Origin of the sequence: Streptomyces sp. CA-251387 (assembly GCF_050936625.1) — a bacterium.
GTDB lineage: Bacteria > Actinomycetota > Actinomycetes > Streptomycetales > Streptomycetaceae > Streptomyces.
Window position 1 is genome coordinate 7,392,411 of record NZ_JBNJMJ010000001.1, and the last position, 17,487, is coordinate 7,409,897.

Genomic DNA, 17,487 nt, shown 5'->3' on the forward strand with positions numbered 1-17,487 from the left:
GGCGAGCAGGGAGCTGGGTTACGCCGCCCGAGCCTCCACGGACGCCACCGGGAACCCCTCCGTACGGAACACCCGCCGCTCGGCGTCCACCGCGAACACCTCGCAGCCCTCCCGCGCGGCGGCCCACCCGACGCCCTCCGCGCCCATCGCGAACGCGGCGGTGGCTACCGTGTCCGCCACGGTCAGGGAGGACGCCACGACGGTGAGGGACAGCAGCCCCGTCGCCGGACGCCCGGTGCGGCCGTCGATGATGTGGTCGCCGCGCTCGTAGCGGGCGGACGTCGCGATCGCCCCCTCGGTGAGCTCGGCCACCGTGCACACCTTGTCGGCCTGCTCGGGGTGTCGTACCCCCACCCGCCAGGGCCCACCGGAGGCGACCACGTCACCCCCGGCGTTGAGGACGAAGCGCCGCGCGCCCGCAGCCTTCAGCAGCTCGGCCGCCCGCTGCACGGACCAGCCCTTCACCACCGCGCACGGATCCAGCCCGCGCCCCGGCAGCCGTACGTCGAAGGCGCCGCCGGTGGCGACCCGGTACTCCTCGCACAGCCCCAGCACCTCTTCGAGGTCCGCGCTGACGTCCGCCCGCGCGATCTCCCCCCGGTCCAGCCGGCTCACCTCGCTGCCGGCCTTGAACGGGCTGAACCGGGCGTCGACCTCGCGCAGCCACGCGAACACGGCGTCCGCGGTCTCCTCGCCGACGTTCTCGTCGTCGACCCGCAGCGAGACCGGGAACCCCATGACGTGTTCGACTCGGTGCATCGTGATCAGCCCTTCGCGTCGATCGCGGCCTGGAGGGACTCCTTGTAGCCGTCGCTGGTGATCGTGGCGCCGGAGACCGTGTCGATGTCGGCGCTCTGGGCTTCCAGCGTCTGCGCGATCAGCTTCGGCACCGCGGCCGTGGTCTGGGGGTGGTTCGGCTGCTGGAGCATCTTCACGGCCGAGATCTTGTCGCCCTCGAAGGTCACCTGGACCTGCACCGGGCCCTTGTCCGTGGTCACCGTCGAGCCGTCGACCGTCTGCGACTGCGTCCCCGAGGCAGCGGACGAGGATGAGGACGCCGAATCCGCGTTCGCGTCGATCGCGGCCTGCAACGATTCCTTGTAGCCGTCGCTGGTGATCGTGGCGCCGGAGACCGTGTCGATGTCGGCGCTCTGGGCTTCCAGCGTCTCCGCGATCAGCTTCGGCACCGCGGCCGTCGTCTGCGGGTGGTTCGGCTGCTGGAGCATCTTCACAGCCGTGATCTCGGTGCCGTCGAAGGTCACCTGGACCTGCACGGGACCCTTGTCGGTCTGCACGGTCGAGCCCTTGACGACCGTGCCGCCGGACCCGGACCCCGCGGCGGCGGAGGACGACGCCGAGGGTGTCGAGGCCGGTGCGGCGGCCTCCGTGGTGGCCGTGCCGAGGGACGGCTCGTAGCGCCAGACCGGGATCAGGCCCGCGACGCTCAGGACCAGGACAGGTATTGCTCGCTTCACGGTTCTCTTCCCCGTCCCTCTCAGCCGGCCAGGCTGAAGCGCTCGAAGTGGACCTGCTGCTTGGGCACGCCCAGCTCGCGCAGGCTGCCGATGACCGCGTTCATCATGGGCGGCGGTCCGCAGAGGAAGACGTCCCGGTTCGTGATGTCCGGAACGAGCCGCTGCAGCTCGGCCGGGGCCAGCTTGTCGGGAACGGCCGGGCCGGTCACCAGGTGCAGCTCGGCGCCCTTGGCGTGGGCGAGTTCCACCAGCTCGCCGTACAGGACGGCGTCCCGGTCCGCGGCCACCCGGTAGATCACGACCGCGTGTCCGTGCAGCTCCTCAAGGAGGGCCCGGATGGGGGTGACGCCGACGCCGCCCGCGATGAGCACGGCCTCCGGCCGGGTGCGGTGCATCGTGGTGAAGGCGCCGTACGGGCCCTCGGCGAACACGCGCGTGCCGACCTTGATGTGCCTGAGGGCCGCCGAGCCGTCGCCGGCCGCCTTCGCGGTGAGCCGCAGCGTGCGGCCGTCGGGGGCGGCCGACAGCGAGAAGGGGTTGGCCTGCCACCAGCGGTCCTTCGTCAGGAACCGCCACAGGAAGAACTGGCCGGCCCGGGCGGGCAGCTTGTCCAGGTCGCGGCCGGTGATGTACACGGAGACCACGTTGTCGGACTCGGGGACGACCGCCGACACACGCAGCTGGTGGCGCCGGTTCCGCCACAGCGGCAGGACGAGGCGGCCGACGAACACCGCGCCCAGCGCCACGCCCCACACCGCGTACCAGTACGCCGTCGCGGCGGAGGACGAGGTGAAGGACGTACCGACCGCGACCTGGTGCGTGAACGCCAGGACCACCGCGACGTACGTGTACAGGTGGATGAAGTGCCACGTCTCGTACGCCAGCCGCCGCCGCGCGAACCGGGCGGAGACCACACCGATCACGATGATGATCCCCAGCGCGACGACGGCGCGCAGCACGCCCTCGACCGTCTCGGCGAGGTCGACCAACTGGTTCACCGGGTCCAGCGAGGACGACTCGGCGTAGCCGAAGGTGATGAACACGGCGTGCGCGAGCAGGGCCCACAGGACGCTGAAGCCGGTCCAGCGGTGCCAGGAAGTCAGCCGGTCCATGCCGATACGGCGGTCGAGCCACGGCAGCCGGGCCACCAGCAGCAGCTGGAACGCCATGAGCAGCGCGCCGGACAGACCGGTCAGCCGCCCCAGCACGATGAGCGTGTTGGAGGTGAAGCCGGCGGCGAAGAAGAAGTAGAGCACCACGGCCACGTTCGCGGCCAGCACGGCGTACAGGCCCGTGCGGGCGACCACCCTCGGGCGTATCGCCGTGGGGGGCGCGGGGGGCGATTGGACGGTCGTCACGGGCGACAGCTCCTTGATCTCGTCTGTGGTTACCGAGCTTGTCCGGCGGGAGCTGTCGAAAAGCTGTCGTACTTCTTTCAACTCTTTATCGATGTGGCCGCGGCACCCTACCCGCCCCGGAGGACCGGTGCCGGGTGCCGCACTATGAACGGGTGGAGAAAGTACGCCTGCTCGTCGTGGACGACGACCCGCCCATCGCCGACCTCGTCGCGACGGTCGCCCGCTACGAGGGCTGGGAGGCGGTCACCGCGAACTCCGGTGAGGAGGCGCTGCGGCTGGCCGCCGAGTTCCACCCGGACATCGTGGTGCTGGACCTGATGCTGCCCGACCTGGACGGTTTCGGCGTCCTGGACCGGCTGCGCCGCGCCGGGACGATGGTGCCCGTGGTGTTCCTCACCGCACGCGACGGGGTCGCCGACCGGGTGGCCGGGCTGACCCGGGGCGGCGACGACTACCTGGTCAAGCCGTTCGCGGTGGAGGAGCTCATGGCCCGGCTGCGGACCGTGCTGCGACGCAGCGCCGGGCCCGGCTTCCAGCGCGCGGTGCTGCGGGTGGGCGACCTGACCATGGACGAGGACACCCGCGAGGTGCGCCGCGGCGACAAGCAGCTCACGCTCACGCCGACCGAGTACGAGGTGCTGCGCTATCTGATGCGCAAGTCGCCGACCGTGCTCACCAAGGCGCAGATCCTCGACCATGTGTGGGAGTACGGCTTCGGCGGCCGCTCGAACGTCGTGGAGCTGGTCGTCAGCCGGCTGCGCCGCAAGCTCGACGACACCGGCACACCGCTGATCCACACGGTGCGCGGCTTCGGGTACGTGATCCGGCAGGCCGCCGAGTGATCGGGCGGCTGCGGCGGACGTACGGCAGGCTCCGGCTGGGCACCAGGCTCGCGCTGGGGCTGGGCGGGCTGGCGCTGGTCGTGTTCGCCGTCGTCGGCACGGCCCTGACGACGTACATGCGCGACTACCTGTCGAACCAGCTCGACACGCAGCTGGCGCAGGCGCAGATCGCCCAGTCCAAGAGCCTCGCGGACTACGGCACGCTCTCCGGGAAGAAGTACTACAGCTGGTTCTACGCCGTGTACGACGTGTCCGACGGCAGGCCCGTGCTCCGCAGGCCCGAGGACCCCGCCGACCTGCCGACGGACGTCGACGACTTCACCGCCGTGGCCCGGGCGCAGACCGGCGCGGACACGGAGGTGCTGCGCACCGAGCACCTGCGGGACAAGGGCGAGTACCGGCTGCGCGCCTGCGAGGTCGAGCCCGGCGTGGTCCTGGTCAGCGCCGCGCCCATGGAGGACATCGAGGACACCGTCGGTCAGCTGATCACCGTCCAGGTGGTCACCTTCGTGCTGGCGCTGCTGGCGCTCGTCGTGTTCGGGAGGGCCATGCTGCGGCGCGGCCTGCAGCCGCTGAGCGACATGGCGCACACCGCGCGCGGCATCACCTCGCACGACCTCACGGACTCGGCGCGGCTGCCGGTGCGGCACGACCGGCGCGGCGGCGGGCCCGAGGTCGAGGAACTGCGCACCGCGTTCAACACGATGCTGGAACACATCGACGACTCCCTCGCGGTGCGCGCGGAGGCGGAACAGCGTCTGCGCCGCTTCGTGGCGGACGCCTCGCACGAGCTGCGCACCCCCCTGATGTCGGTCCGGGGCTACGCCGACCTCTTCCAGTACGCGGCCGCCAACGCTCCCGAGGAACGCGACAAGCACCTGGCGCGGCTGCGCGCCGAGGCCGCGCGCATGGGGTTCCTGCTGGACGACCTGCTGCTGCTCGCCCGCCTGGACGCCGCGGAGGTCGAGACGCCGCTGCGCCCGCAGGAAGCGGACCTGGTGGAGCTGGTCGAGCAGGCGGCCGACGCCTTCGGGGTCACCCACGCCGACCACCCGTTGACGGTGGCCCCGGGCCCCGGCTCCCTGAAACTGCGCCTGGATCCCCAGCGCATCCGCCAGGTCCTGGACAACCTCCTCACCAACGCGGCGATGCACACCCCGGCCGGCACGCCGGTCTCCGTGGCGGTGTCGGCGACGCACGGCACCGCCCAGGTCCGCATCGCCGACGCCGGCCCCGGTATCCCGCCCGCCGACCGGGAGCGCGTCTTCGACCGCTTCTACCGCGTCGACAAGGCCCGCAGTCGGGACCGGGGCGGCAGCGGGCTGGGGCTGGCGGTGGCGCAGTCGCTGGTGCGGGCCCATGGCGGCCGGATCGACCTGAGCAGCGAGCCGGGGGAGACGGTGTTCACGGTGACGATTCCGCTGGTGGTGGACAGGGGCGGAGCCCCTCCACCAGGTCTTACGGAGACGTGACATCACCTGCGCCGGGCAACTGAAACGCCCCCCACGGCCCTGGCGTGACCGCATGCGGCGGTGATCCGCACACCGTCGGCAATGGCCCACGCGGTCGCCGCGGCGTACGGCGGCCCCGAGCCGGTCGTGACCCGGAAGTTCGCGCGGGCCGGGCTGCGGGAGGCGTAGCCTGCATCGGACCGGTGGTGCTGCCCGCCTCAGGAAGCGGCTGCGGGCAGCACCACCTCGAAGCGGCAGCCACCGGGGACGTTCCGTACCGTTGCCCTCCCGTCGTGCGCCTCCACGATGCCGCGCACGATGGCGAGGCCGAGCCCGGCGCCCGCGGGCGGCGTCCGGGCGTGCGAGCCGCGCCAACCGGTGTCGAAGACGCGTGGCAGATCCTCCTCGGGGATGCCGCCGCAGCCGTCCGTCACGGACAGGACGACGCCCTCGGGTGAGCGCTCGGCGGCGATGGCGACGGTGCCGTCGGCAGGCGTCCGGCGAATGGCGTTCACCAGCAGATTGCCCAGCACCCGGCTCATCTCCCTGCCGTCCACCTCCACCGGAACGGGTTCGACCCGGTCACCGACCAGCCGTACGCCGTGCTCGCGCGCCAGCGGGTCGGCGCCCGCGAGCGCGTCGCCGACGAGGTCGTACACGGAGACACGGCTCGGGCTCAGCGCCAGCGTCCCGGCGTGGATGCGGGACAGCTCGAAGAGGTCGCCCACCATGCCGTTGAGGCGCTCGACCTCCATCCGGATCTGCTTGAGGTAGCGGTCGGGGTCGGTGGCGACCCCGTCCTCCAGCGCCTCCGCCATCGCGCGCAGGCCGGCCAGCGGGGTGCGCAGATCGTGGGAGATCCAGGCGACGAGTTCGCGCCGGGAGGACTCAAGGGCGCGCTCGCGTTCCCGGGACTCGGCGAGTTTGGCGCTGGTCGTCTCCAACTCGCGGCTCAGCGCCGCGAGTTCGGCCGTGGCGGGCCCGTCGGGCGAGGTGAAGTCCCCACCGTCGCCGAAGGAGCGGGCGGCGAGTGCGAGGGCGTGGCTGCGGGCGGCGACCCAGCGGCCGAGCAGCAGCGCGGTGGCCAGGGAGACGACGGCGGCCATGGCGACGACGGTCGTGACGACGGTCAGGTCGTGACCGGACAGGAACATCGCCTGCGCGACGGCGAGCGTGCCCGCGAGCATCGCGCTCACGCCGACGCCCGCGACCACGGCGAGGTGGGCGATGAGTGAGCGGCGCCGGATGACCAGGAGGACACAGGCGCCGAGCAGACCGGCGGCCGCGGCGCCCAGGAAGGCGAAGAGGGCGATGAGGAGGGTGTCGCGCACGGTCGTCACCCCTCGGTTGTGGAACCGGTGGCGTCGAAGCGGTAACCGACGCCCCACACCGTCTGGATCAGCCGGGGGCGGGCGGGGTCGTCCTCGACTTTTCCGCGCAGCCGGCGGACATGGACGGTGACGGTCGACAGGTCCCCGAAGTCCCAGCCCCACACCTCGCGCATCAGGTCCTCACGGCTGTAGACCCGGCCGGGGTGGCGCAGGAAGAAGGCGAGAAGGTCGAACTCGCGGATGGTGAGGGCGAGTTCGGTGCCGTTCTTGACGGCACGGCGGGCCGCGGAGTCGACCGAGAGCCCGGCCGCGCGGAGGGTGCCCGCCGACTGGACCGGGCGGGTGCGGCGCAGCACCGACTCGACCCGCAGGACGAGTTCGCGGGGACTGAAGGGCTTGGTGACATAGTCGTCCGCGCCGACCTCCAGACCGAGGATGCGGTCGTCCTCGTCGCCACGCGCGGTGAGCATGATGACCGGCACGGGCCCGTGGCCGCGCATCCGCCGGCACACCTCCAGGCCGTCCATGCCGGGCAGCATCAGGTCCAGGACGACGAGGTCCGGCCAGTGGGCGGCGGCCCGGGCGAGGGCGTCGGGGCCGTCACCCGCGCGGTCCACGACGTATCCGGCGCGGTCGAGGTATCCGGTGACGACCTCGGCGACGGTGGGATCGTCGTCGACGACGAGGACCCGGGCCCCGGCCTGCGCGCTGGGCTGCTCATGCTCCATGCCGCCAGCGTCGCACCCCACGCGCGCGCGTGCCGCCGTCCGGCTCCGACGTCCTTGTTTTGTAAGGAACCGTAGTCTGATGTGCCCCTTTCGCGCGCCGAGACGCTTCCGGACCTGGACCTCGACGAGCGGGTCCAGGTCCATGTCGCCGACGCCGGAGGCGTCCAGGCCGTACAGGCGCTGGTGTGCGTGCCGCAGGTCACGGCAAAGGTTCCGCAACACAAGAGGTCTAGACTCGGCCCTCAATGGCCCGGAGCCCGTGGTCGAAAGCGGGCGAGAACTGCCAAACCCGAAGGGTATTCGGCGTTTTGATACGGATAGATTCAGTCACCAAGCGGTACCCGGACGGCACGGTGGCGGTCGACCGGCTGTCGCTGGAGATACCCGACCGCTCGATCACCGTTCTCGTCGGGCCCTCGGGCTGCGGGAAGACGACCACCCTGCGGATGATCAACCGGATGGTCGAGCCCAGCGAGGGCACCATCCTCCTCGACGGCGTGGACATCCAGCAGCAGCCCGTCAACACCCTGCGCCGGTCCATGGGGTACGTCATCCAGAACGCCGGGCTCTTCCAGCACCGCACGATCCTCGACAACATCGCCACCGTGCCCCGCATGCTCGGCTGGGGCAAGGAGAAGTCCCGGACGCGGGCGCGGGAGCTGATGGAGCGGGTCGGCCTCGACGGGGCGCTCGCCAAGCGGTACCCCTACCAGCTGTCCGGCGGGCAGCAGCAGCGCGTCGGCGTGGCGCGGGCGCTCGCCGCGGATCCGCCCGTGCTGCTGATGGACGAGCCGTTCTCGGCCGTCGACCCCGTGGTCCGCAAGGGGCTGCAGGACGAACTCCTCCGCATCCAGGAGGAGTTGGGCAAGACCATCGTCTTCGTCACCCACGACATCGACGAGGCCGTCAAGCTCGGCACCATGGTCGCCGTGATGCGCACCGGCGGGCACCTCGCCCAGTTCGCCCCGCCCGCCGAGCTGCTGTCCCACCCCGCCGACGCGTTCGTGGAGGACTTCCTCGGCGCCGACCGCGGCATCCGGCGGCTGTCCTTCTTCCCCGCTGCCGGGCTGGAGCTGCTGACCGCACCCGTCATGGCGATCGACGCCACCGCCGAGCAGATCGCCGCGTACGACAGCGCGGACGCCCCCTATCTCCTCGTCACGGACCCCGACGGCAAGCCCCTCGGCTGGAGCGAGCCGCGGGACCTGACCCCCGGAGAGATCAAGCCGGAGGAACTCCTGCCGTACGGGCGGCCGTTCGTCCCCGGCACCGACTCGCTGCGCGCCGCGCTGGACTGCGCCGTGCTCTCGCCGACCGGGTGGGCGGTCGCCGTGGACGACGACGGACGGGTGACCGGCGTGGTCTCCCAGCAGACCATCGCCGAGGCGATCCGCGGCGCCCACGCGGAGGGGCGTGACGCCGGGGGACGTGACGCCGGGGGGCCTGACGCCGACGGACGCGGCGAGGGGCGTACGGACGTGAAGGTCGCCGGATGAACTGGGACCGCATCTTCGACATCCCCAGCGACCTCCAGCACAGCTGGCTCGGCCTGGTCGGGCTGCACTTGCGCGAGGCCCTGCTGCCGGTGCTGGCCGGGCTGCTGATCTCGCTGCCGCTGGCCCAGTTGTGTGTCCGCTTCCGCTGGCTGTACCCGCCGGTGCTGTGGGTGACGACCGTGCTGTACGCCATCCCCTCGCTGGCCTTCTTCGTGCTCCTCATCGACTACACGGGCCAGACCGAGCTCACGGTGATGATCCCGCTCACCGTCTACAGCCTCGTCGTCCTGGTCCCGGCGATCGTCGACGGCGTCCGCTCGGTACCGCAGGAGACCCTCGCCGCCGCGACGGCCATGGGCTTCGGCCCCGTACGCCGATACCTCCAGGTGCAGCTGCCCATCGCGGTGCCCGCGATCATCGCCGGTCTGCGCGTGGCGACCGTGTCCAGCATCAGCCTCGTCAGCATCGGCGCCCTCATCGGCAACCAGGGTGCCCTCGGCAACCTCATCAACGACGCGAACATCTACAACCGGCCGGAGCTCGCGGTGAACGCCGTGCTCAGCATGGCCCTCCTGGCCATCCTCGCCGACGGCCTGCTGGTCGTCGTGCGCCTCCTGCTGACCCCGTGGATGCCGCGCCGAGCACGCACCACACCGAAGGCCGGCCGGCCCGACCCGGCCGCCGCAGCCCTGGAGGACGCAGCCCGGTGAACCTGCTGCACTTCATCAGCGACTTCTTCCGCGACAGCGCCCACTGGAGCGGCTACGACGGCATCCCCACGCGCGTGGGCGAGCACATCCAGTACACCCTGCAGGCGCTCGGCATCGCCGCCCTGATCGGACTGCCGGTCGGCCTGATCACCGGTCACTACGGGCGCGGCGGAAACGTCCTCGCCCTGATCGCCGTCGCCGGGCGGGCCCTGCCCACGTTCGGCCTGCTGGTGCTGATGACCCTGCTGGTGGGCTTCGGCATGGTGAACGTGATGACGCCGCTGGTCGTGCTCGCCGTCCCCCCGATCCTCGTCACCACCTACGAGGCGATGCGCTCCGTCGATCCCTCACCGGTCGACGCCGCGCGAGGCATGGGCATGAGCGAGGCCGGAGTCCTCTTCCAGGTCGAACTCCCGGCCGCCCTCCCGCTGATCCTCAGCGGCCTGCGCTCCGGGGCCATCCAGATCGTGTCGACGGCCACCATCGCCGCGTATGTCAGCCTCGGTGGGCTGGGCCGGTACATCATCGACGGTCTCTACCAGCGCAGCTACGAGAAGGTCGTCGGGGGCGCGACGCTGGTCGCGGGTCTGGCGCTGGCGACCCTGGCGGTGTTCTGGCTGCTCGGCCGGATCGCGGTGTCGCCGGGGGTGCGAAGGCGGGTCTGAGCGTGCCTGGCAGAGTAAGTGCGGGTTCTGCGGCGCCGGTCAGGGGCGCGGGGCTGTATCGATATGCGGCTCCGCCGTGCGGGCCAGCGCGAGCTCCAGCACCACCAGCAGCGCGTCCCGCACAGAACCCCGCTCCCGCGCGTCGAACACCATCACCGGCACCCCGTCCGTGACATCGAGCGCCCAGCGGACCTCCTCCAGACTGTGCTCGACCTCGCCGTCGAAGGCGTTGACGGCGACCGCGAACGGGATGCCCTTGTGCTCGAAGTAGTCGACGGCGGCGTAGCAGTCGTCGAGGCGGCGGGTGTCCACGATGACGAGCCCGCCGACCGCGCCCTCGACGATGTCGTCCCACATGAACCCGAACCGCTCCTGACCGGGCGTGCCGAACAGGTACAGCTTCAGGGTGGGGTCGATGGTGATGCAGCCGAAGTCCATGGCCACGGTCGTCGTGGTCTTGCGCGGGGTGTGCGTGAGGTCGTCCACGCCCGCCGCGACCTCCGTGATGGCGGCCTCGGTGGTCAGCGGCTCGATCTCGGAGATCGAGCCCACGGTCGTGGTCTTGCCCACGCCGAAGCCGCCCGAGATCACCATCTTCACCGGCAGCGGCGGTCGTACGGTGACCGGTTCAGTCGGTGTCACTGAGTGCCCCTCGTGCGTCGGGGATGGCGCGCAGGCCGTCGATGACCCTGCGCAGTACGGATGCGTCGTGGACGACGCCGGAGTCGGGCACGTGCACCGTCAACTGCCCCGCGGCGCGCAGGTCCTCGGCGAGGACGCGCACCACGTTGAGGTGCAGCCGCAGCCGGGCCGCGATCTCCGCGAGGGACTGCGGCAGCCGGCAGACGGCGACGATGTCGTGCTGTTCGAAGGCGAGTCGATCGAGCGCGTCGAGACCCTCGGCGGTGGCCACCACCTGGGTCTCGAGCGGCATCGTCCGGCCGGACGGGCTGGGTGCCACCCGACCGGAGGTCACCAGGAACGGCCGTACGGCGGAGGCGGGATCGACGGGTTCCGCGTCGGAGCCCGGGGGTGGGGAGCCGTCCGCCATGGCCCTGTCCGTCCTCAGCGGGCCGACGCGGAGCCGACGCTGTTCTTCAGCTCCAGCACGAGCTGCGGGCTGAGGGCGGCGCCGACGCGGTTGGCGAACACGGTCATCTCGTAGGCGATGTTGCCCAGCTTGGCCTCCTTGTCGGTGACCACGCCGAGCACGGCGCCGCTGCCGATCGCGGAGACGAGGACGTGGCCGCCCTCCAGGTCGATGATGACCTTGTTGAGGCCGCCGAGGCCGTAGTTGCCGGAGGCGCCGGCGGCCAGGCTGGTGATGCCGGAGACGATCGCGGCGAGCCGCTCGGAGTCCGCGTGCTCGCGCACGTCGGAAACGGCGATGAGCAGTCCGTCGGACGAGACGGCGATGGCGTCCACGACGCCGGCGGTCTCGGTCGCGAAGCGCTTCAGCAGCCAGGTGAAGTCCGCTGCGGCGGCCTGCAGTTCGGCCGGCGTGGCGCCTTCCGCCGGGGTGCCACCTGTCGACGTGCTCACTGCTCCGCTCCTTCCGGGGGGTCGTTCTGGTCTTGCGTACGGGGGGTCGGGGGTGTGGCCGACACGGCCTGTTCTCCGGTGCCGGTGCCGGTGTTGGTGCCGCTGCCGGGCCGGCTGTCGCGGTGCGCGCGTTCCACGGCGGCCTCGAACTCCTCGATCGCGGCCCGGACGGCCTCCGCGTCCACGATCCGCACGCTCTGCCGAAGCGGCGCGTGCGAGATGGAGGCGTCGGCGTTCGCAGGGAGGGTCGCACCCCGGACGCGGCGCCGCAGGGGGCGGGCGGCGGGGGTTTCGCCGGAGGCCGGGGGAGCAGTCGGGGTCGCGCCGGGGCGGGGCATGGCAGTCGGGGAGCGCCGGTCGGTCCGGGCGCGCGGCAAGGGATCAGTCTGGTCGGCCCGCGCGTGGTCGTCGGCCTGGGCTTGGTGGTCGGTCTGCGTTCGGTGGTCGGAAGGTGCCGTGTCGCCGGCACCGGTCCCGGGCTGGTCCACTACCGAGGTGTTCTCGCTCGGGGCCTCGGCGCGGGACGGTGTCTCACGCGGCTGGGACTCGGAGGCCGGCGCCGCGTTCGCTTCGGCACCACCCGGCGTGGCTGGCTCCGCCGCGTCCCCCACGTCGACCTGCCGCCGGGAGACCCGGCGGGGGAGCGGCCGCGGTCCGTCCGCGTCAGCCCGTACGGCGTCCGTGCGCGTGGCACCCGACGAGCGGGGTCCGGAGACGGAACCCGACTGGGACCCGGCGCCGGGCAGCGAGCCGGTGGGCGGCACCGTGCGGGCGCGGCCGTCCGCTTGCGTCGCGCCTACCGCCCTGGGCTTGCGACCGTCGGACATCAACGACGCTTTCGTCCCGGAGCCGCCAGCAGCCTCCACCTCCGCGGCACCGGTCGTCCCAGCCTCGGCGCCCCGGGAGACGGCTGCGGCCTTGGTCGTCGAGCCGCCGCTGGCCTCCGCCTTCGTGGCACCGGTCGTTGCGGTCCCGGCGCTCCGGGAGGCGTCCGCGGCGTTGGTTGTCGGGTCGCTGTCGGCCTGCGCCTTCGTGGCGCCGGTCGTCCCAGCCTCGGCGCCCCGGGAGACGGCTGCGGCCTTGGTCGTCGAGTCGCCGCCCGCCTCCGCCTCCGCGGTACCGGCCGCCCCGGCCGCCGCACCCCCGGCGAGCGCCGCCAGTGCCGCCGTGGCCGTTGCCACCGTCGTGCTGCCCGTCACCAGTAGCGACGACGGCACCGTCACCTCGGCCGTGACGCCGCCGCCCGGGGTGCGCGACAGGGTGACCGCGATCTCCCAGCGGCGGGCCAGCGTGCCGACCACGAACAGGCCCAGGACCTTCGTCGGCACCAGGTCCAGTCGCTCGCGGCGGATCAGGCGGGCGTTCTCCTCGTCGAGGCGCTCGGGGCTCATGCCGAGGCCGTGGTCGGCGACGACGATGACCGCGTCACCGTGCTCGCCGTCGGCCACCGTCACCTCGACTGGGGTGCCCTCCGGCGAGAAGGACACCGCGTTCTCCAGGAGTTCGGCCACCATCAGCGTGAGGTCGCCGATGACCTCCGGCTCCACCACGGCCTCGGTCCGCGCGCGCAGCTCCACGCGCTGGTAGCCCTCGATCTGACCCAGGGAGGCGCGTACGAGGTTGGTGAGCGCGGTGGGCCCGGCGTCGAGGTCCGCCTCGTGGATGCCGGCGAGCAGCATCAGGCTGTCGGCGTTGCGGCGCAGCCGGACCGCGATGTGGTCGATGGAGTAGAGGCGTTCGAGGAGCGCGGGGTCGGTCGCGCCCCGCTCGACCGCGTCGATCAGGGCGAGTTGACGTGACGTCAGGTTGCTGACCCGGCGGCCCACGTTGCCGAACATCTCCGCGACGTTGCGCCGGCTGAGCACCTGCCGCTCCAGCAGCGCGGCCGCCGTCGTCTGCACCTGGTTGAAGGTCTCGGCGAGTTCACCGATCTCGTCGCGCGCCGTGACCGGCATCGCGCGCAGCCGCGGCGGCCCGTCGTCCTCGGCGTCGTCGTCGGCCACCCGGGCCAGCTCCCGCTCGGCGACTTCGGCGACCTGCCGCGCGGCACCCGTGAGAGCCACCACCGGGCGGACCACGGAGCGGCGGACCAGCATCGCCAGGACCAGCCAGACGGCGAAGCCGAGCAGGGCGAGCCCCAGCAGCAGGACCGCGCGCCACGCCGCCTCCTCGGAGGCCTGGTCCGCCTGGTCGGCTATCTGGCCGATGAGGGACGTGGTGATTGCCAGCCTGGTCCTGGCCTGGTCCCGGTAGGCGGGATAGGAGTCGAGCGCCTCCGCGAGCGACCTGCGGATCTCGGCGGGCGAGTCGCCCTGCACCGATCCGGGGTCGATCTGCAGCTCGGCGAACTGCCGGCTGACGACGCTCTGCGCGGCGGTGTACTTGATGCCGTTGAGCTGGGCGGCCTGCGCATCGGTGGCGAACCGGGCGAACCGGTCGGCCTGGTGGGTGTACTCGTCGTAGGAGCCGATGGCGCCGATGAGCTCGAGGAGCGCGTTGGAGTCGCCGGTCGACGCGGAGAAGACGCCGGTCTCGAAGGCGCTGTGCGCGAGGCCCGCGCGCAGCAGCGAGTCGAGCAGGTTGCCGGTGAAGGTGCTCGCGAGATCGGGGTTGCGGTCCAGTCCCAGCCCGTCGATCAGCCCCTGTGCGGCGTGGGTGTACGCGGGGTCGATGTTCTCGGCGGGCAGATACTGCTGCTCGACGGTCTCGCGCAGGCTGCTCAGGCCCTCGACCCCGCGCAGCGCCTGCGCCTCGCTCTCCGGCAGCGCGTCCCCGAAAGCGTCGCGCACCCGCTCGACCTGCGCGTCCACCAGGGACCGCGCCGTGCGGTAGGCGGCGGACGAGGGCGTGTTGCCCTCGGCGGCCTCGTGCCGCACGGAGAGCAGGACGGCCTGCTGGTGTTCGGCCGCCAGCCGGTCGACGAGGGTGGCGACTTCCGCGCTCTCCCGGACCAGCCGGGCGGCGTCCGCCGCGTTGCGCGACTGCGCGGTCTGGTCGGCGATGAGGTAGGCGAGGAGGACGGCGACCAGGGTCAGCGGTACGCCCACGAGAAGGTTGAGTTTGCGCCGGAACGGCCAGCGGACGGCGAACCCGCGCATACGTGCCCCCTTCGTGGCGTCACTCGGCGCGCGAAGGCTTCACGTGACCGGTGTTGATCAGGTCAATTGCGGGGAGACTACAGTCTCTTGCTGGTCATGACCGAAACTGAACATCAATATTCCGTTACAACCCCCGTGCCAACCCCCCGTGCCTCGACCGTCCCGCCTTCGCATCGCCCCGCGACCGCCGGTTCTTCCGGGGCCAATCGTGACCGGGCTGCTCTTGACTGAGCAAGACGTGGCTGGTTTGGATCAGTCGAGAGCTTCGAAAGCTCCGCAGCTTCTCCCCACTCGCCGAATCCGGAACGGGAATCGTGACTTTCACCGCCTCACGCAGCAGGTCCCTCAGGAACCATCCCGGCGCGGCCGCCGTCGCGCTCGCCGCCACGGCGGCGCTGCTGGCGGGATGTTCCTCCTCCGACGACAACTCCGACCCCCTCGCCGGGGACAAGCCGAGCGGCGACACCGTCGTCGTCGGCTCGAACAACTTCGCCGAGAGCATCCTCCTCGCCGACATCTACGGCGAGGCCCTGAAGGCCAAGGGCATCAAGGTCACCTACAAGCCCAACATCGGCAGCCGCGAGACGACCTACGGCCTGCTGAGGAACGGCTCCGTCACGGTCCTGCCGGAGTACAACGGCTCGCTGCTCGCCTACCTCGACTCCAAGGCGGAGCAGAAGTCGGCCGAGGCCGTGGACGCCGCGGTCAAGAGCAAGCTGGACTCCAAGCTGACGCTGCTGGAGTCCTCGCCGGCCGAGAACAAGGACTCCGTCAGCGTCAACGCCGAGACGGCGAAGAAGTACAAGCTCACCTCCGAGTCCACCCTCGATGACCTCAAGGACATCGCGCCGGACCTGGTGTTCGGCGGCTCACCCGAGTTCCAGACCCGGCAGCAGGGCCTGAAGGGCCTGGAGTCCGAGTACGGCCTGACGTTCAAGTCCTTCAAGGCGCTGGACGCGGGCGGCCCGCTGACCCAGGCGGCGCTGGCGAAGAACACCGTGCAGGCGGCGGACATCTTCACCACGGACCCGACCATCACCAAGGAGGGCTTCGTCGTCCTGAAGGACCCGAAGAACCTCTTCGGGTACGCCAACGTGACCCCGCTCGTCTACAAGAGCGGCCTCTCGAAGGAGGGCGTCGAGGCGCTCAACGCGGTCTCGGCCAAGCTGGACACCAAGACGCTCCTCGACCTGGACTCCCAGGTCCAGTTGGAGAACGAGGACCCGCTCGACGTGGCCAAGGCCTGGCTGAAGTCGGCCGGTCTGGCCTGACGTCCCCTACGGCGGGGTGGTGGCCGGCCGGCGCCGCCACCACCCCGCCGTACGGCTGGCGGGGGCTGCTCAGTAGCCGACCTGGAAGGTGGCGTCCTGCCGCTCGGTGGCCGTGGAGACCGGGTCGATGCGCAGGGCGTAGTCCGCGTGCCGGATGTAGCGGGTCGGGAAGTTGTACGAGCGGAACGACACCCAGGAGGAGTCGGCGAGCCCGGCCGTCCGGTGGAAGGTCGCGTCCGCGGCGAACGCCGACGTGCCGTCGTTCGCGTCGAGGCGCAGGGCGTAGCTGTAGTGCCGCAGATACCGGGTCGGGTAGTTGACCGACTGGAACGAGACACCGGAGGAGTCCGCGAGCCCGGGCACCAGCTTCCACAGCGAGTCCTTGTACGGCTCGATGGGGTACTCGTCGATGCGGCCCGCGTAGTTGGCGTGGCGGACGTAACGGGCCGGGTAGTTGTACGACTTCAGCCGGTTCCAGCCGGGGGCGCCCCACTTGGCGACGAGGTTGTCGTACTGGGTCGTGGTGATCGTCGTGATGCCGCAGTGCTTGGAGTTGACCGGCTGGGTGTACGTCCGCTGGTCGAGCGCGCTCCAGGTGCCCGCCGACAGATCGGTGGACTGCCAGGCGTAGAACACGCCGTTGGGCGTGTAGGTGTCGCCCCAGAGCCAGTAGGTGCTGGACGTCAGGGACTTCACGACGGTCGGGGCTTCGGTGCCGCCGTGCGCCACGCCGCTGGTGAAAGGCGTGAAGCTGCCCGGGTTCAGCGAGGTGGACCGGGCGCCGACCAGCGTCCCGTTCCTCTTGAAGTAGAGGTAGTTGACGCCGTTCACGCCCACCGTCATGTCGCCGTCGATGACGTCGTATCCGGGGTCGAAGAAGACCTGGGGTGCCGAGACCGTGACGAAGTCGGTGGTGTAGTTCACCATGATCACGTTGTGGCCGCTCGAGTTGACCGACGAGTAGATGATCGCGTACTGGCCGCACCCCGCGTCCCAGAAGGCCTCCGGCGCCCAGCTGTGGGTGACCATGTCGTGCAGCTTCAGCCGGTGGTAGCCCGTGAACGTGCGCAGGTCGGTCGAGTTCCAGACGTGGATGTACTGGCTGTTGTAGCTCCAGTCGGTGCCCTTGAGGTCGGTGGCGAGCACCACGAACGTGCCGTCCTGCTTGCGCAGGACGAACGGGTCGCGCAGGCCCCCCGCGCCCTCGGTGGGGGTGACCACCGGGTTGTTCTGGTTCAGCGGCATCCAGCGCAGCCCGTCCGTGCTGACGGCGAGATGGAGGCCGTAGTCGGTGCCGTCCCCGAGGTTGGTCGACTCGGTGAAGTAGCACATGACGTACGCCGAATCGGCGGCGTGGGCGGTCCCGGAGCCGAGGGCCAGCGCGCCCGTGGCGGCCACAGGGACGGTCGCGGCCATGCCGAGGAAGCGGCGGCGGGAGAGGTGGGCGGCATCGGTCATGTGCGCTCCAAGGGAGGGGCTGGTGTGGGGGCGGGGCAGTAACCCCGGGGTGTGGATGGTCG

The 17,487-nt window shown here is 71.4% G+C and carries 16 protein-coding genes; 6 read left to right on the forward strand and 10 right to left on the reverse strand.

Annotated elements, in window-relative coordinates:
* Positions 1-18 precede the first annotated feature (18 nt).
* Genes ACQEV2_RS32935 through ACQEV2_RS32945 form a run of 3 tightly spaced genes read right to left on the reverse strand, consistent with a single transcriptional unit; the run spans position 19 to position 2,833 of the window.
* Positions 19-759: an FAD:protein FMN transferase gene (locus ACQEV2_RS32935; RefSeq protein WP_433049698.1), complete on the reverse strand. Its 741-nt coding sequence runs from the start codon at positions 757-759 to the stop codon at positions 19-21.
* A gap of 5 nt (positions 760-764) precedes the next feature.
* A complete protein-coding gene (locus ACQEV2_RS32940; protein ID WP_433049701.1) occupies positions 765-1,475 on the reverse strand; it encodes an FMN-binding protein in 711 nt (236 codons plus the stop codon).
* 20 nt (positions 1,476-1,495) lie between these two features.
* Complete coding sequence (locus ACQEV2_RS32945; protein WP_433049704.1) at positions 1,496-2,833, reverse strand: ferredoxin reductase family protein; 1,338 nt, start codon at positions 2,831-2,833, stop codon at positions 1,496-1,498.
* A gap of 152 nt (positions 2,834-2,985) precedes the next feature.
* Here ACQEV2_RS32945 and ACQEV2_RS32950 point away from each other — a divergent pair, with 152 nt between their 5' ends.
* Together ACQEV2_RS32950 and ACQEV2_RS32955 are read left to right on the forward strand one after the other, a co-directional pair.
* Complete coding sequence (locus tag ACQEV2_RS32950; RefSeq protein WP_433049706.1) at positions 2,986-3,675, forward strand: response regulator transcription factor; 690 nt, start codon at positions 2,986-2,988, stop codon at positions 3,673-3,675.
* A complete protein-coding gene (locus ACQEV2_RS32955; RefSeq protein ID WP_433049709.1) occupies positions 3,672-5,147 on the forward strand; it encodes a sensor histidine kinase in 1,476 nt (491 codons plus the stop codon). The genes ACQEV2_RS32950 and ACQEV2_RS32955 overlap by 4 nt, the downstream gene beginning before the upstream one ends.
* A 197-nt stretch (positions 5,148-5,344) precedes the next feature.
* Here the strand turns inward: ACQEV2_RS32955 and ACQEV2_RS32960 are convergent, their stop codons facing one another.
* The gene (locus tag ACQEV2_RS32960; RefSeq protein WP_433054949.1) at positions 5,345-6,457 is read right to left on the reverse strand and encodes a sensor histidine kinase; all 1,113 of its coding nucleotides are present in this window, start codon (positions 6,455-6,457) and stop codon (positions 5,345-5,347) included.
* Between the two features lie 5 nt (positions 6,458-6,462).
* On the reverse strand, positions 6,463-7,185 hold the full coding sequence (locus ACQEV2_RS32965) for a response regulator transcription factor (protein ID WP_433049712.1): 723 nt from the start codon (positions 7,183-7,185) through the stop codon (positions 6,463-6,465).
* 308 nt (positions 7,186-7,493) lie between these two features.
* On the opposite strand from ACQEV2_RS32965, the gene ACQEV2_RS32970 reads away from it, so the two are divergent.
* The 3 genes from ACQEV2_RS32970 to ACQEV2_RS32980 are packed head-to-tail and all read left to right on the forward strand — an operon-like array spanning position 7,494 to position 10,056.
* A complete protein-coding gene (locus tag ACQEV2_RS32970) occupies positions 7,494-8,681 on the forward strand; it encodes an ABC transporter ATP-binding protein (RefSeq protein ID WP_433049715.1) in 1,188 nt (395 codons plus the stop codon).
* Positions 8,678-9,391: an ABC transporter permease gene (locus ACQEV2_RS32975; protein ID WP_433049718.1), complete on the forward strand. Its 714-nt coding sequence runs from the start codon at positions 8,678-8,680 to the stop codon at positions 9,389-9,391. Before ACQEV2_RS32970 ends, ACQEV2_RS32975 begins: the two co-directional genes overlap by 4 nt.
* Positions 9,388-10,056 (forward strand): ABC transporter permease, encoded by a 669-nt coding sequence (locus tag ACQEV2_RS32980; RefSeq protein ID WP_433049721.1) that lies wholly within the window; start codon positions 9,388-9,390, stop codon positions 10,054-10,056. The genes ACQEV2_RS32975 and ACQEV2_RS32980 overlap by 4 nt, the downstream gene beginning before the upstream one ends.
* Before the next feature lie 39 nt (positions 10,057-10,095).
* Here ACQEV2_RS32980 and ACQEV2_RS32985 read toward each other — a convergent pair whose 3' ends face one another.
* Genes ACQEV2_RS32985 through ACQEV2_RS33000 form a run of 4 tightly spaced genes read right to left on the reverse strand, consistent with a single transcriptional unit; the run spans position 10,096 to position 14,696 of the window.
* The gene (locus ACQEV2_RS32985) at positions 10,096-10,698 is read right to left on the reverse strand and encodes a GTP-binding protein (RefSeq protein WP_433049724.1); all 603 of its coding nucleotides are present in this window, start codon (positions 10,696-10,698) and stop codon (positions 10,096-10,098) included.
* Positions 10,685-11,107, reverse strand: coding sequence for a DUF742 domain-containing protein (locus tag ACQEV2_RS32990; protein WP_433049727.1), 423 nt, complete (start codon positions 11,105-11,107; stop codon positions 10,685-10,687). The genes ACQEV2_RS32985 and ACQEV2_RS32990 overlap by 14 nt, the downstream gene beginning before the upstream one ends.
* A gap of 14 nt (positions 11,108-11,121) precedes the next feature.
* Positions 11,122-11,598 (reverse strand): roadblock/LC7 domain-containing protein, encoded by a 477-nt coding sequence (locus ACQEV2_RS32995; RefSeq protein WP_433049730.1) that lies wholly within the window; start codon positions 11,596-11,598, stop codon positions 11,122-11,124.
* The gene (locus ACQEV2_RS33000) at positions 11,595-14,696 is read right to left on the reverse strand and encodes an ATP-binding protein (protein ID WP_433049733.1); all 3,102 of its coding nucleotides are present in this window, start codon (positions 14,694-14,696) and stop codon (positions 11,595-11,597) included. Before ACQEV2_RS33000 ends, ACQEV2_RS32995 begins: the two co-directional genes overlap by 4 nt.
* Before the next feature lie 314 nt (positions 14,697-15,010).
* Between ACQEV2_RS33000 and ACQEV2_RS33005 the strand changes: the two genes are divergently transcribed.
* Entirely contained in the window at positions 15,011-15,967 is a 957-nt protein-coding gene (locus ACQEV2_RS33005; protein ID WP_433049736.1) for an ABC transporter substrate-binding protein, read from the forward strand.
* 69 nt (positions 15,968-16,036) lie between these two features.
* On the opposite strand, the gene ACQEV2_RS33010 is transcribed toward ACQEV2_RS33005, so the two are convergent.
* Positions 16,037-17,425 (reverse strand): glycoside hydrolase family 43 protein, encoded by a 1,389-nt coding sequence (locus tag ACQEV2_RS33010; protein WP_433049739.1) that lies wholly within the window; start codon positions 17,423-17,425, stop codon positions 16,037-16,039.
* Positions 17,426-17,487: the final 62 nt, after the last annotated feature.